A 13,488-nucleotide genomic window follows, 5' to 3' on the forward strand; every position below is an offset into this window, starting at 1 on the left:
ACGGGGAGGGCGCGCCGCGACGGTACCCTCGGGGGATGCCGTCGACGAGGTCCCTGCCGGAGAACCCGTCGCTCACCCGCTACGTCGTCATGCGGGTCTGGCACGACTTCCTGCGGCACCGCACGATCGACGCCGCCGCGGCCCTCACCTTCTTCTCGACGCTGTCGATCCTGCCGACCGCCCTCGCGCTCGTCTCCGGCGTCGCGCTCTTCCAGGAGGGCGAGGAGGCGGTGGACGAGATCCTGGGGGTCGCCCGCTACGTGCTCACCCCGTCGGCCGTCGACACCCTCCGGGGCCCGCTGGAGCAGATGCTGAGCCTCTCGAACCCCGGCGTCGCGTTCGGCATCGGGCTGTGGCTGACCCTGTGGTCGCTCTCGTCGTACACGACCGCGTTCGGCCGGGCGATGAACACCGCCTACGACGTCGAGGAGGGGCGCCGGATCTGGAAGTTCCGGGGCCACATGATGATCGTCACGCTCGTGCTGATGGTGTCGTTCGCCGTCATCGCGACCATCCTGCTCGTCACGCCGACGCTCGCCCGCGGTATCGGCGACGCCGTCGGGTTCGGGGAGCCGTTCCTCACCCTCTGGAACGTGCTGAAGTGGCCGGTGCTCGTCGCGCTGGCGGTCTTCGCGGTGGCGATGCTCTACTACTTCACCCCCAACGTGCGCCCTCCCCGCCTCCGCTGGGTGTCGTACGGCGCCATGTTCGCCCTCGGCATCTGGGCGGTCTGCACCGTCGGGTTCGCCCTCTACGTGACGACCTTCTCGAACTACGACCGCTTCTACGGCTGGCTCGGCATGGTCATCGTCGTGCTGCTCTACTCGTACATCAGCAACTTCGTGCTCGTCATCGGCGGCGAGCTCGACAGCGAGGTGCTGCGGCTGCGGCAGCTGCGCCGCGGCCTGCAGGCCGAGGAGGTCATCCCCCTGCCGATGCGCGACACCGCCCGCAACCACATCCTGGCCCGCAACTCGGCGTGGGACGTCAGGGTCGGGCGCGCCATCCGCGAGCGGTCGCTCCGCGAGAACGGCGGCGTGCTCGACGCGGACGAGCTGCGGCACCTGCAGCTGCGCGGCGGGCGCCTGATCGGCGAGGGGACCCTCCGCCGCGCCTTCGGGCACGAGGACGAGCCCGAGGTCGAGACGGACTGAGGCCGGCGCCCTCGCGTCAGCCCGCGGTCTCGTCGCCGGGGTTGCGGGCACCCGACTCGGCGGCGGCGCGCGTGACGGCCTCGACCGGGTCGGCGTCGACGTCGATGACCGGGATCGCGCTCGTGACCGCCTCGAGGCCCGACAGCCGCGCCGGAGAGAGCACCTTGCGGACCTGCTCCTCGCTCATCAGCCCGGCCGCGACGACGAGCGTCGAGATCGAGGCGTTCGTCGTGAGGGCCGTGTGCGCGATCGAGGCCGCCGCGGAGTAGCCGATGTAGGGCGTCAGCGCCGTGACGCTGCCCACGTTGGTGTCGACCTGCTGGCTGAGGCGGGCGCGGTTCGCTTCGATGCCGTCGACGCAGTTGACCCGGAGGGTGCGGCAGGCCGCGGTCATCCACTGGAGGCTCTGCATCACGGAGTGCGCGATGACCGGCTCGAAGGCGTTGAGCTGGAGCTGCCCCGCCTCGGCGGCCATCGTGACGGTGACGTCGGCCCCGGCCACGGAGAAGGCCACCTGGTTGACGACCTCGGGGATGACGGGGTTGACCTTGCCCGGCATGATCGACGACCCGGCCTGGCGCGGCGGCAGCGTGATCTCGCCGATGCCGGCCTGCGGGCCCGACGAGAGGAGGCGGAGGTCGTTGCAGATCTTCGAGAGCTTGATCGCGCTGCGCTTGAGCGCCCCGCTGAGGGTCATGAACACGCCGGTGTCGCTCGTCGCCTCGATGAGATCGGGCGCCGTGACGAGCTCCATGCCGCTGAGCTCGCCGAGGTGGCGGCGCACGGCCTCGGCGTAGAGCGGGTCGGCGGTGATGCCCGTGCCGATCGCGGTGGCGCCGAGGTTGATCTCGCCGAGCAGCGGCACGACGTCGCGCAGCCGCTGCACGTCCTCGCCGAGGGTGTGCGCGAAGCCGACGAACTCCTGCCCGAGCGTCATCGGCACGGCGTCCTGCAGCTGGGTGCGGCCCACCTTGAGCACGTCGTGGAACTCGGCGCCCTTCGTGGCGAAGGCCGTCGCGAGCAGGTCGAGCTCGTCGAGCAGGCGGCGCAGCGTGAGCACCATGCCGATCTTGACCGAGGTCGGGTACGTGTCGTTCGTGCTCTGGCTGCGGTTGACGTCGTCGATCGGGTGCAGGTGCTCGTACTCGCCCTTGCCGTGGCCGAGGAGCTCGAGGGCGCGGTTCGCGATCACCTCGTTGCTGTTCATGTTCGTGCTCGTGCCCGCGCCTCCCTGGATGACCCCGACCGCGAACTGGTCGTGGAGCGCCCCGCCGCGGATCTCGACGCAGGCCCGCTCGATCGCCTCGGCCTTGCGGGGGTCGAGCACGCCGATCTCGACGTTCGCCCGCGCGGCCGCCTGCTTGACGAGCGCGAGGGCGACGACGAGGTCGGGGTAGACCGAGATCGGCCGCATGCTGATCGGGAAGTTCTCGAGCGCCCGGGCGGTGTGGATGCCCCAGTAGGCGTCGGCGGGGACCTCCCGGCTGCCGAGCGAGTCGCTCTCGACCCGGGTGGCGGCCCGGGCCGCGCGGCGCGTGCGCCCGGCGGCCGCGGCGCCGGTCGCGGGCCCGGCCTCGTGCTCGGGCCCGGGCTGGGGCGCGCCCTCGAGCAGCGGCGGAGCCGCGTCGGGAGCGTCGAGGGGGGTCAGGTCGTCAGTCGTCACGGTCGTCGTGCCTCCGTCGTCGTGCGCCCCGCGGCCTCGTGAGCTGCGGTGGTCGGCCCTGCCGAGCCTACCGAGACGAGGAGGCGCGGGTCGGGACTCCGGGCGATGATCGACAGCTGTCGGTCACCTCCCGAACTCGTGGGAAGCTTCTCGGGCCGGCGAACGTTGCAGTGCCTGCACCTCGACCCGCTCCACCGCCGCCTCCGGGCCCCTGCCGAGAAGACAGATGACGCTGACCCACGACGACGCCCAGCCGGGCGACCCCACCCCCGCAGCCCCCTCCCGCTCGGCCTCGCAGGCCGACGCGACCACCGCCTCCCCCGGGCCCTCCGCGGAGCCCGGCGACCGGCGGCGCGCCCGGGAACGCGCCCGGCTGACGCGCACCCGCGACCCCCGCGTCGTGATCGCCGTGCTGGCTTTCTCGGGCATGGTGGCGGCGCTCATGCAGATGCTCGTCATCCCGATCGTGCCGTCGTTCCCGGAGCTGCTCGACGCCGACCCGGCCGACACCACCTGGATCATCACGGCCACCCTGCTCGCCGGGGCCGTCGTCACGCCGATCGCGGGTCGCCTCGGCGACCTCTACGGCAAGCGCCGCATCGTGCTCGTGCTCGTCGTCGTGATGGTGATCGGCTCGGTCGTCGCCGCCACGACCTCCGAGCTGGTGCCGCTGATCGTCGGCCGCGCCCTGCAGGGCACGGCGCTCGGCATCATCCCGCTCGCCATCAGCATCCTCCGCGACACGCTGCCGGCCGAGCGCCTCGGCGGCGCCGTCGCGCTCGTCAGCGCGACGCTCGGCTTCGGCGGCGCGATCGGCCTGCCGCTCAGCGCGTACATCTCGGTCACCTTCGACTGGCACGTGCTGTTCTGGACGGCCGCCGCGCTCGGCGTCGTGGTCTTCGCCCTCGTGGCGACGCTCGTGCCCGTCAGCACCCTCAAGACCCCCGGGCGGTTCGACCTCCCCGGGGCGATCGGCCTCGCCGTGGGCCTCACGGGCCTGCTGCTCGCCGTCTCGAAGGGCAACGACTGGGGCTGGGCGAGCACCTCCACGCTCGTCTCCGGCCTCGCCGGCCTCGTCGTGCTCGTCGCGTGGGGCGCCTACCAGCTGCGCGTCGCGAGCCCCCTCGTCGACCTCCGCGTCGCCGTCCGGCCCGCGGTGCTGCTCACCAACCTGGCGTCGGTCGCCCTCGGCTTCGCGCTCTTCGGCAGCAACGTCTCGCTGCCGCAGCTGCTCGAGCTGCCCACGGAGACCGGGGTCGGCCTCGGCCAGACCGTCATGGTCGCCTCGCTCTGCCTCGCCCCCTCCGGCGTCGTGATGATGTTCATGGCCCCGGTCGCCGCCCGCGCCACCGCCCGCTTCGGCGCCCGGCTCTGCCTCGTCGTCGGCGGCGCGATCATCGTCGTCAGCTACGCGGTCGCGGCGCTCGCCTTCCGCGAGGTGTGGCAGATCGTGCTCGTCTCGGTGCTGATCGGCTTCGGCATCGGGCTCGCCTACGCGGCCATGCCGACGCTCATCATGCACGCGGTGCCCGCGACCGAGACCGCCGCGGCGAACGGCCTCAACACCCTCATGCGGTCGCTCGGCACCACGAGCGCCTCGGCCGTCGTCGGCCTGCTGCTCACCGCGAACTCCGTGCCGTTCGGCGACGCGTCCGTGCCGACCGAGGCGGGCTTCCGCCTCACCTTCGTGCTCGGCGGGGCGGTCGCCCTGGTCAGCGTGCTGCTGGCCCTGGCCATCCCGCGGCGCGAGCCGGAGTACGAGCGCGTGGCGCTGCCGACCGGGCCGGTGCGCACGAGCTGACCCGCGCCTCCCGCNAGGCGGGGCGGCGGATGAGCGGGGCGACCTCAGCCGTGCAGGCCGGGGACGATCAGGTAGATGCCGTAGAGCACCCCGAGCGCGCAGACCACGAAGCACGCGTAGCCGGCCGCCGCGCGGGCGGTGCTGCGGCCCTCGAGCGTCACGAGCCGCAGGCCCAGCGAGTACAGGCTGACGAGCGCGGCCGCCGAGAACAGCGAGACGAGCGCGACGACGACGAACGCGGACCAGTCGATCATCGGTTCTCCTCCTTGTCGGGGCGGGGGCCGCCCGAGAGCGTGCCGCGCGGGGCGACGGTCGGGGCCGCCTCGTCGAGGCGCACGAACGGGGCCTCGACGCCGGAGGCCGGCGTGTCGACGCGGCCCTTCTTCTCGAGCCGACGGGCCCGGCGGCGCGAGAGCACGCTCGTCGCGGCGACGTCGACCTCCATCGCGGCGCCCTGCTCGTGCGGGCGTCGCCGCGACAGCAGGAAGATGCCGCCGATCACGACGACGCCCACCACGGCGTCGACGACGAGGCCGGGCGTGCCGAGCGTCGCGATCAGGGCGGCGACGGCGCCGACGGCGGCCGAGGCGGGGAGGGTGATGAACCAGGCGGCGACGATCTTGCCGGCGGTGCTCCACTGGATCTTCGAGCCGCGGCGCCCGAGGCCCGCGCCGATGATCGAGCCGCTGGCGACCTGCGTCGTCGACAGCGCGAAGCCGAGGTGGCTCGAGGCGAGCACCGTGGCCGTCGTCGACGCCTCGGCCGCGAAGCCCTGGGTCGGCTTGACCTCGGTGAGCCCGCCGCCCATGGTCTGGATGATGCGCCAGCCGCCGGTGTAGGTGCCGAGCGCGATCGCGAAGGCGCAGACCACGACGACCCAGAGCGGCGGTCCGCTGCCGGCGCCGAGGGCGCCCGAGGCGATCAGCGTCAGGGTGATGACGCCCATCGTCTTCTGGGCGTCGTTGGTGCCGTGCGCGAGGGCGACGAGTGACGAGGTGAAGATCTGGCCGTAGCGGAAGCCCCCGCGCTCGCTCTTGTCGTCGCGGCGGCGCGTGATCGTGTAGGCCAGGCGGGTCGCGGTGTAGCCGACGAGGCCGGCGATCAGCGGCGCGAGGAGCGCCGGCAGCACGACCTTCGAGAGCACGACCGAGAAGTCGACCGAGCTGACGCCCGCCCCCACGACCGCGGCGCCGATGAGGCCGCCGAAGAGAGCGTGCGACGAGCTGGAGGGCAGGCCCCGCAGCCAGGTGATCATGTTCCAGACGACGGCGCCGATCAGGCCCGCGAAGATCATCTCGGGAGAGATCTGCACGCCTCCGTCGCCCTCGCGGATGATGCCGCCCGACACGGTCTTGGCGACCTCGGTGCTGAGGAAGGCGCCGACGAGGTTGAGCACCGCCGCCACCGTGACCGCGACCTTGGGCTTCATCGCCCCCGTCGCGATCGGGGTCGCCATGGCGTTCGCCGTGTCGTGGAAGCCGTTGGTGAAGTCGAAGAACAGGGCCAGGGCGATGACCAGGACGACGATGAGCGTGAGATCCACCGGGGAACTCTCGCAGCATGGTGAACGCCGGTCAACTCGGAGGTGGACGGCGGGGTACAGGCAGGTGGACGACAGGTGTCCGCGCGCCGTCCGCAGGGCTGCCCGGGCCGCCCACCCGCTCAGATGTGCGGCACGAACGCCTGCCAGGCCCGACGGCGCTCGCCCCGGGGGTCGTGCTCGACGCGGTCGCGCGCGTCGATGATCAGGGTGCGCCGTCGGAACGGGTCGTACGGGGGCCAGCCGTCGACCTCGCCCGTCCGCACGAACTCGATCCAGCGGGCGCGCATCCGCGCCGCCGTCCGCAGGAAGGCCCGGCGCCCGCCGAGGGCGCTCATCGCCCAGCCGAACGCCGAGCCCATCCGGTCGTGCAGGGCCATCAGCTCGAGCCCGTGGAAGGCGTCGACGCCCGCGACGGCGAGCATGCGCGGGGCGGCGTCGAACCGGTAGAAGTACACGGGCTGGTGCACGGCGTGCCGCTCGGCGACCTTGACGGTCGGGAACCAGAACGCGAAGTCGCCCCCGAAGTCGAGGGCGGCCCGGCGGTCGGCGGGCAGGCCGGGGTACTGCCGCTTGATCGCCTTCCGGCTCTTCTTCTCGGTGGCGGCGAAGATCGCGCGGATGCGCGGCTTGGTGGTCGCGAGGATGTCGCGACGCCCCGTGAAGACCGAGCCCTCGCGGTCGTTGGTGCCGATGATCAGCGGGACAGGGTGCGCGCGGCCCGCCTTGAAGGCGTCGAGCGGTCGCTCGGGCAGGAAGTCGCCGTCGATGACGGGGCTGAGACTGATGGTGCCGGGCTGCTCGTCGGGAGTCCGCAGCTGCAGCTCGGCCGAGGCCCGCACGACCGCCGCGACGGGCGCCTCCGCCAGCATCCGCCCGGCGTCCTCGACGGAGGTCGACTCGAGGTCGTCGTCGCTGACCTGGTGCGTCAGCAGCTCCAGGAACTCCCCCGCCCAGCGGCGCGTGACGTCGGGCGGGTAGAGCGCGTTCGTCGGCGAGCTCTGGGCGATGGCGCGGTGGAACAGCCCCCGCGCTGCCGGGACGGTCATCAGGGTGGTCACCGCGTTGCCGCCCGAGCTCTCGCCGGAGAGCGTCACGGCGCCCGGGTCGCCGCCGAACGCGCGGACCTCGTCGCGGACCCACTCGAGCGCGGCCACCTGGTCGCGGAGGCCGAGGTTCGACTCCAGCGGCCGCTCGGGCGTCGACCAGGCCGTGAAGTCGAGGTAGCCGAAGGCGCCCAGCCGGTAGTTGAAGCTCACGTAGACGATGCCGCCCTCGCGGACGAGCGCCTCCCCGTGCCGCGGGTGCTCCCGCGAGGAGCCGACGCTGTAGGCGCCTCCGTGCACGTAGACGAGCACCGGGAGGTCGTCGCCCGGGCGGGAGCCCTCGGGGGCGACGACGTTGATCGTCAGGCAGTCCTCGTCGGTCGGCGTCGTGGCGTCGACGCCGACGAACTGGCCGCGGTCCTGCGGGGCGGCCGGCCCGAAGTGCGCGGCGTCGCGGACGCCCCGCCAGGGCTGCGCGGGCGCGGGCGCCCGGAAGCGCCGCGGGCCGGTGGGAGGCGCGGCGAAGGGCATCCCCCGCCACGCGACGACGCCGCGCTCGTGCACGCCGCGCACCCGGCCGTGCGTCGTGTCGCGCAGCAGGTCGGCGGCCTCGACGGCGGGGGCGGGTCGGGCGGCACGGGTCATCCCCCGACCCTACGACCCGCGGGCGCGGACGCCGGGGCGCTGCCGCCCGGGCGACGCCCGTCGTTCATCCGGCCGCCTCCCGCCGGTCGCCTGCGAGACTGGGTGCAGACCCTGCACCGAGCCGCGTCGAGCCGACCGGCTGGCGCCGCCGCACGCACCACCGCACCGCACCGACCCACGACCCCGGAGGACCCGCGCCGCATGGAGCTCGCCGAACTGCTGATCATCCTGAGCGGCTCGCTCCTCGTCACGGCGTTCGCGCGCTGGCGGGGCCTGCCCGCGCCCCTGCTCACGGTCGGCGTCGCGCTGCTGGTCTCGTTCGTGCCCGGGGTGCCCGACATCGAGATCGACTCCGAGGTGATCCTCACCGTCGTGCTGCCGCCCTTGCTCTACTCGGCGTCGCTCGACGTGTCGCTGCTGAACTTCCGCGAGAGCCGCGTGCAGATCCAGCGGCTGGGCATCGGCGCCGTCGTCGTCACGGCGTTCGTCGTCGGCGGCGTCGCGTACCTGCTCATCCCCGACATGACCCTGCCGGCCGCGATCCTCGTCGGCGCCGTGGTCGCCCCGCCCGACGCGGTGTCGGCGGCGGCGATCGGCCGCAAGCTCGGGCTGCCGCGCAAGGTGATGACCGTGCTCTCGGGTGAGAGCCTGATCAACGACGCGGCCTCGCTGACGCTGGTGAAGGTGTTCCTCGCGATCGTGGGGGGCGCCTCCCTCACCCTCTGGCAGGACCTCGGCATCTTCGGCCTCGCGATCGGCGTGGGGGTCGCGGTCGGCCTCGTGCTCGGCGTCGTGGCCCACCGGGTGCGGATGCGGATCGACGACCCGGTCATCGAGAACGTCATCGGGCTGCTGCTGCCGTTCGTCGCGTACATCCTCGCCGAGGAGCTCAGCGGCTCGGGCGTGCTCGCGGTCGTCGCCGCCGGCCTCTACGTCGGCTTCAACTCGCCCCGCACGGGCTACGCGACGCGGCTGCAGGAGCGGCCGTTCTGGGCCGCCGCCGACGTGCTGCTCGAGGGCTTCGTCTTCGCGCTGATCGGGCTGCAGCTGAAGACCGTCGTGCTCGACGTCGCCGCGAGCGACCGGGGGCTCGGGCAGAGCGTCGGGGTGGCGTTCGTCGTGCTCGCCGTCGTGGTGCTGGTGCGGCCGGCGTTCGTCTTCGTGACCTACTACGCGGCCCGCGTGCTGCGGTACCTGCTGCTCGGCCGCCTGCTCCGTGGCCTGCGACGGGTGCCGGCCCTGCGCCGCCTGCGGTACCGACCCCAGCCTCGCCTCGACCGGCGGCAGCTCACCGTGATCTCGTGGACGGGCATGCGCGGCGTGGTGACGCTCGCGGCGGTCGTGTCGATCCCGGCCGTGACCGACAGCGGCGTGCCCGTGCCCGCCCGCGACACGATGTTCCTCATCGCGTTCGTCGTCACGGTGGGGACGCTGCTGCTGCAGGGGCTGACGCTGCCGGCCGTGATCCGCTGGCTCGGGGTGCAGGACACCACGCAGCGTGACCGCGACCTCGCGGCGCAGCTGGCGCTCCTCACGACGAGCACCGACGAGACCCTCGCGTACGTCCAGAGCCGCCGCCCCGCGTGGGAGGAGCTCTACGGGCCCGAGCTCACCGAGCGCGCGGTGCAGGCGACGACCGTGCGGCTCGTGCGCCAGTCGGAGGCGCTGCGGCGCGGAGCCCTCGAGGACGCCGAGGACCGCGAGCCGTCGAGCGCCGAGCGCGACCGACGGCGTGCGGTGCCCCGGGCGATCGGCCAGATCCGGCGCGAGCTGCTCGCGAAGCGCCGCGAGGTCGTGCTGCGGGAGCGCGACGCCGGGAAGCTCGACGAGGAGGTCATGCGGCAGGTGCTGCTCGGCCTCGACGCCGAGGAGCTCGCGATGGACACGAACGCGGTGTCGAGCACGCGCTCGTGAGGCGTAGCGTGGCGGCGTGATCGTCGGCCGCGGTGCCGGAGGAGGACGAGGACACGTGACGCGAGGCCGGGCAGACGACGGGGCCACGACCACGGGGGCGGGCGACACCGCCGGGGCCGCAGGGCCCGCAGGGACGCCCAAGCCGCCGGTCGGCGCGTTCCGCCGCTGGTACTCCACCCTCCACCCGTCCCTCCAGCTGATCGGCCTGCAGCTCTGGCTGCCGCTCTTCTTCATCGTCGGCTTCTGCCTGTGCTACATCGCGGCCTTCCACGCCCCGCACCCGCACGACGTGCCGATCGCCGTGGTGGGCTCGTCGTCGGCCGCGTCGACCCTGCAGGCGGACCTCGACGACGCGCAGAACGGCGTCTTCGACGTGCGCTCGTACGACGACCTCGACACGGCGCAGGAGGCGGTGCTCCGCGGGCAGGTGGCGGTCGCGGTCGACCCCGGCGACGCGCAGCTCTTCAAGGCGAGCGCCCACCAGTACCAGGTCTCCGCCCTGATCCCCGCGATGCTCACGCCGGTGCTCACCGCCGAGGGCGACGCCCCGACCGTCGTCGACCTCGCCCCGCTGCCGGCGTACGACGAGTACGGCACGGTCTCGCTCTACCTGATGCTCGCCTGGTGCATCGGCGGCTACATGGTCGCCATGTTCATCGGGCTCATGGGCGCGCCCCTGCGGCACCGGACCCGCGTCACCGTGATCCTCGTCGGGGCCGCGGTCATCTCGCTCGTGACGAACCTGCTCGCGGGGCCCGTGGTGGGCGCCGTGCAGGGCCACTTCGCCGAGCTCGCCCTGCTCGGCTGGGCCTGGATCGTCGCCATCGGGCTCGCGGTCAACGGCATCAGCTACTTCGTCGGCCGCTTCGTCGCGCTGCCCGCGATGATCGTCTTCGTCTTCCTGTCGATGCCCGCGTCGGGCGGCGCGTACCCGGCGTGGTTCATGCCCCAGCCGTTCGCCGCGCTGAACGCCGTCGTCGTGGGCAGCGGCATCACCGAGATGCTCAAGCGCGTGCTCTACGACGTGGGGCCGGGGTACTCGCGCGGCCTCACGATGATGGCCTCGTACGCGGTGGCCGGCGTCGTGCTCATGCTCGTGGGCAAGCGGTGGTGGGAGGCCCGGCGCGTGCGGCGGATCGTGGAGGGGCGGACGACCATGTTCGCGGACGCCCAGACCGCGAACCGCGAGTTCCTCACCGCGGAGCGGGACGAGGTGCTCGCCCGCCACGGGCTCGTCGCGACCGACACGGGCACGATCCGCACCGTGCCCGACGACGAGCGCGCGCAGCTCGACGAGGGCGGCGACATGATGTTCGGCGCCGCGGGCGGCCTCGAGGCCGAGGAGCTGCCGACCCGCCCCGTCCGCGTGGTCGACGAGCGGGACGCCCGCCAGGGCTGAGCGGGCCTGCTAGAGGTCGACGCCGCCGCGGTGGGCGCCGTCGAGGTGGACGCCCTGCCACGAGGCGCCGTCGAGCTGCTCGGCGAGCGTGCGGGCGGCGGTGCGGTCGGCGCTCGCCGAGGCGAGGGCGGTGACCCCGAACCCGACCAGCAGGGCGAGGAGGCCGAGCGTCGAGACGAGCATGCCCGGCCCCCCGACGACGGCTCCGACGACGAACAGGCCGGCGGCGGCGGTCCAGGCGACCACGACGGCGGCGGTGCGGACGGCCGAGAGGAGACGCGAGGAGGCGGTGGCCCGGCGGCGGATCCGGGGGGCGTCGAGGGCCAGGCCGTCGTAGCTGCTCACAGGGGTCCTCCGCAGGGGGTCGTGGGGGCGTTCTGTCACCCGGTGTGACGTCTCCCCTCGACACTACGGAGGGCCGCGGGGACCGTCTGCCCCCTCTCCCGGTGACACCCGAGAGGGGGAGGGACAGGCCCGTGTCCCCCTTGTGGCCGACGGGTCAGCGGGGGTCGGACGAGCCTGCGGCGGCCTCCGAGACGACCGTCGCGAGGTCGGCCCCGAAGGTGTACGTCGCCGCGACGTGTCCCCCGGCGAGCACGCCGGGCAGCCAGCGCCGGGCGTCGTCCCACATGGCGTCGAGCGGCAGGGCGTCGACGTCGTGCCACGCGGGGTCGAGCTCGTCGGTCTCGACCGGCTCGCCCCGCCAGCGGCGCGCGACGAAGACGGACGACCGCTGGCTCCAGACGGGCCGGTGCGGGAAGAGGTAGAGCAGCTCGCCGCGCGCCTCGAGGTCGGCCGGGTGCACCTCGACCCGCGCCTCCTCGGCGATCTCGCGGACGGCCGCCTCGACGGGCGTCTCGGAGCCCTCGAGCTTGCCGCCGAGGCCGACGTGGTAGCCGACGCCGAGCCCGGTCTTCTTGCGGCCGAGCAGCACCTGCCGGCGCCCGTCGACCTCGCGCAGGAGGTAGGTGACGCACACGTCGTAGGCCATGTCGGCAGGCTAGCGGTCGACCGGGTCGTCAGCCTGCCCGGCGTAGGCTCGACGGCATGCCCGAGACGCCCGACGCCCTCCGCGGCGGCGTGCCCGAGTTCCGCGGGGCGGGTCGCAGCCTCGAGGTGCTGCGCGCCGAGGCCCACGACGAGCTGGCGGCCCTGATCGAGCTGCGCTGCCGGGGCGGCGAGGACCCGTGGGACGTCATCCCGGGCCTCCCCACCGTCGACGAGCAGGTGGTCATCTCGCTGCGGGCCGACGCCCGCGGGGTCGACGGCGTGCCCTACGGGGGCGGCGGGGGCGCGGACGACGAGCTGCGGTTCCTCCGCGGCGTGGCCCTCTGGCACCCCGAGCTCTCCCGCGCGGTGTGGTCGCTGATGGGCCGCATCGACGCCGCCTCGCGCTGAGGCCCCCTGTCGGTGGGCGGCCGTAGCCTGGCCGCATGCTCTGGACCGACGTCGTCACCGTCACGCTGGGCGCCTTCGTGGGCGCCGGCGCCGCCTTCGGCGCCAACCTGCTCGTGCGCTGGCTCGAGTCGCGGCGGGCCGAGGCCTCCGCGCTGAACGAGCTCGTCACCGAGATCCACTTCCGCCGCGTGCTGCACCGCATCGTGCCGACGCGCAGCCCCGACGCCGAGACCGCCGACCCCGACTGGGCGACCGCGCGGCGCTCGATCGGCGGCCTGCGCGGCGTCGTCCGCTCGGCCCGGCGGCAGACCCGCCCGCGGTCGTCGGCGCTGCCCGTGCTCAACGAGATGACCCTCGCCTGCAACACCTTCCTCGACGACAGCGAAGACGCGCCCGACCTCTACCGTCTGCACCTCATGCAGCTGCACGCCCGGCTCAACGCCGGCGTGCGGCGGCTGCGCTCGCAGCGCCGCGCGATCGCCGACCTCGAGCCGGGCGAGGCGCGGCTCGGCCCGACCGTCGCGGGGCTCCGGGCGCCGACCGCGGTGGCCGACGGGCCGGCCGACACCGAGGCGGGGAGGCGCGGGTAGCGTCGGCCGCATGAGCGACGCACCCGAGACCCCCGCCCCCGCCGACGCCACCGCCACCGACCCCGTCGAGGCGGCCGACGAGCAGGCCCAGTTCGACGCCGCCCGCCTCGCCGCGGGCGAGGACGTCGACGGCACGGCCACGCTCTCCACCGCCTCCTCGGCCGCCGCGCCGGAGAAGGCCGGCACGCAGGACGCCCTCGACGACGCGGCCCGCGAGGCGGCCGCGCCCGACCCCGCCGACGTCCACGTGGCCTCCGACGAGTACCCGGAGCGCCCGCGCCTGAGCGGGATCACCGCGAGCGACACGCAGATCTGACCCGCGCCTCCCCGGGGGCCCT

The 13,488-nt window shown here is 74.0% G+C and carries 13 protein-coding genes; 7 read left to right on the forward strand and 6 right to left on the reverse strand.

The genetic code is table 11. From position 1 onward, the window contains the following. Nucleotides 1-35 precede the first annotated feature (35 nt). Nucleotides 36-1,154, forward strand: coding sequence for a YihY/virulence factor BrkB family protein (locus tag IFT72_RS06800; RefSeq protein ID WP_082514497.1), 1,119 nt, complete (start codon nucleotides 36-38; stop codon nucleotides 1,152-1,154). Between the two features lie 16 nt (nucleotides 1,155-1,170). Here the strand turns inward: IFT72_RS06800 and IFT72_RS06805 are convergent, their stop codons facing one another. Continuing rightward, nucleotides 1,171-2,817, reverse strand: coding sequence for an aspartate ammonia-lyase (locus IFT72_RS06805; RefSeq protein ID WP_371741206.1), 1,647 nt, complete (start codon nucleotides 2,815-2,817; stop codon nucleotides 1,171-1,173). A gap of 226 nt (nucleotides 2,818-3,043) precedes the next feature. Between IFT72_RS06805 and IFT72_RS06810 the strand changes: the two genes are divergently transcribed. After that, nucleotides 3,044-4,618 carry an MFS transporter gene (locus IFT72_RS06810; RefSeq protein WP_192045969.1) on the forward strand — a complete coding sequence of 525 codons (1,575 nt, stop codon included), beginning with the start codon at nucleotides 3,044-3,046 and terminating at the stop codon, nucleotides 4,616-4,618. Between the two features lie 44 nt (nucleotides 4,619-4,662). Here the strand turns inward: IFT72_RS06810 and IFT72_RS06815 are convergent, their stop codons facing one another. The 3 genes from IFT72_RS06815 to IFT72_RS06825 all read right to left on the reverse strand — a co-directional run bounded on the left by IFT72_RS06815 (nucleotide 4,663) and on the right by IFT72_RS06825 (nucleotide 7,849). Next, entirely contained in the window at nucleotides 4,663-4,872 is a 210-nt protein-coding gene (locus IFT72_RS06815; RefSeq protein WP_056056277.1) for a hypothetical protein, read from the reverse strand. Next, nucleotides 4,869-6,161 (reverse strand): inorganic phosphate transporter, encoded by a 1,293-nt coding sequence (locus tag IFT72_RS06820; RefSeq protein WP_082514499.1) that lies wholly within the window; start codon nucleotides 6,159-6,161, stop codon nucleotides 4,869-4,871. The genes IFT72_RS06815 and IFT72_RS06820 overlap by 4 nt, the downstream gene beginning before the upstream one ends. 119 nt (nucleotides 6,162-6,280) lie before the next feature. Beyond that, nucleotides 6,281-7,849 carry a carboxylesterase/lipase family protein gene (locus tag IFT72_RS06825; RefSeq protein ID WP_192045970.1) on the reverse strand — a complete coding sequence of 523 codons (1,569 nt, stop codon included), beginning with the start codon at nucleotides 7,847-7,849 and terminating at the stop codon, nucleotides 6,281-6,283. Nucleotides 7,850-8,050: 201 nt separating this feature from the next. Here IFT72_RS06825 and IFT72_RS06830 point away from each other — a divergent pair, with 201 nt between their 5' ends. Both IFT72_RS06830 and IFT72_RS06835 read left to right on the forward strand, forming a co-directional pair. Then, complete coding sequence (locus IFT72_RS06830; protein WP_192045971.1) at nucleotides 8,051-9,763, forward strand: sodium:proton antiporter; 1,713 nt, start codon at nucleotides 8,051-8,053, stop codon at nucleotides 9,761-9,763. A gap of 55 nt (nucleotides 9,764-9,818) precedes the next feature. Then, the gene (locus tag IFT72_RS06835) at nucleotides 9,819-11,162 is read left to right on the forward strand and encodes an ABC transporter permease (RefSeq protein ID WP_192045972.1); all 1,344 of its coding nucleotides are present in this window, start codon (nucleotides 9,819-9,821) and stop codon (nucleotides 11,160-11,162) included. A 9-nt stretch (nucleotides 11,163-11,171) separates the two neighbouring features. On the opposite strand, the gene IFT72_RS06840 is transcribed toward IFT72_RS06835, so the two are convergent. Both IFT72_RS06840 and IFT72_RS06845 read right to left on the reverse strand, forming a co-directional pair. Further along, nucleotides 11,172-11,507, reverse strand: a complete 336-nt coding sequence (locus IFT72_RS06840; protein ID WP_056056285.1) for a hypothetical protein — start codon at nucleotides 11,505-11,507, stop codon at nucleotides 11,172-11,174. A gap of 154 nt (nucleotides 11,508-11,661) precedes the next feature. Then, nucleotides 11,662-12,153, reverse strand: a complete 492-nt coding sequence (locus IFT72_RS06845; protein ID WP_192045973.1) for an 8-oxo-dGTP diphosphatase — start codon at nucleotides 12,151-12,153, stop codon at nucleotides 11,662-11,664. 56 nt (nucleotides 12,154-12,209) lie between these two features. On the opposite strand from IFT72_RS06845, the gene IFT72_RS06850 reads away from it, so the two are divergent. From IFT72_RS06850 to IFT72_RS06860, 3 genes are read left to right on the forward strand one after another with little or no spacing between them, the layout of a single operon-like run. Then, nucleotides 12,210-12,560 carry a hypothetical protein gene (locus IFT72_RS06850; RefSeq protein ID WP_056056289.1) on the forward strand — a complete coding sequence of 117 codons (351 nt, stop codon included), beginning with the start codon at nucleotides 12,210-12,212 and terminating at the stop codon, nucleotides 12,558-12,560. Nucleotides 12,561-12,595: 35 nt separating this feature from the next. After that, entirely contained in the window at nucleotides 12,596-13,150 is a 555-nt protein-coding gene (locus IFT72_RS06855) for a hypothetical protein (protein WP_192045974.1), read from the forward strand. Nucleotides 13,151-13,160: 10 nt separating this feature from the next. Then, nucleotides 13,161-13,466: a hypothetical protein gene (locus tag IFT72_RS06860; protein ID WP_192045975.1), complete on the forward strand. Its 306-nt coding sequence runs from the start codon at nucleotides 13,161-13,163 to the stop codon at nucleotides 13,464-13,466. Nucleotides 13,467-13,488 lie beyond the last annotated feature (22 nt).

The organism is Frigoribacterium sp. CFBP 8754 (assembly GCF_014841815.1).
GTDB classification, from domain to species: Bacteria; Actinomycetota; Actinomycetes; order Actinomycetales; family Microbacteriaceae; genus Frigoribacterium; species Frigoribacterium endophyticum.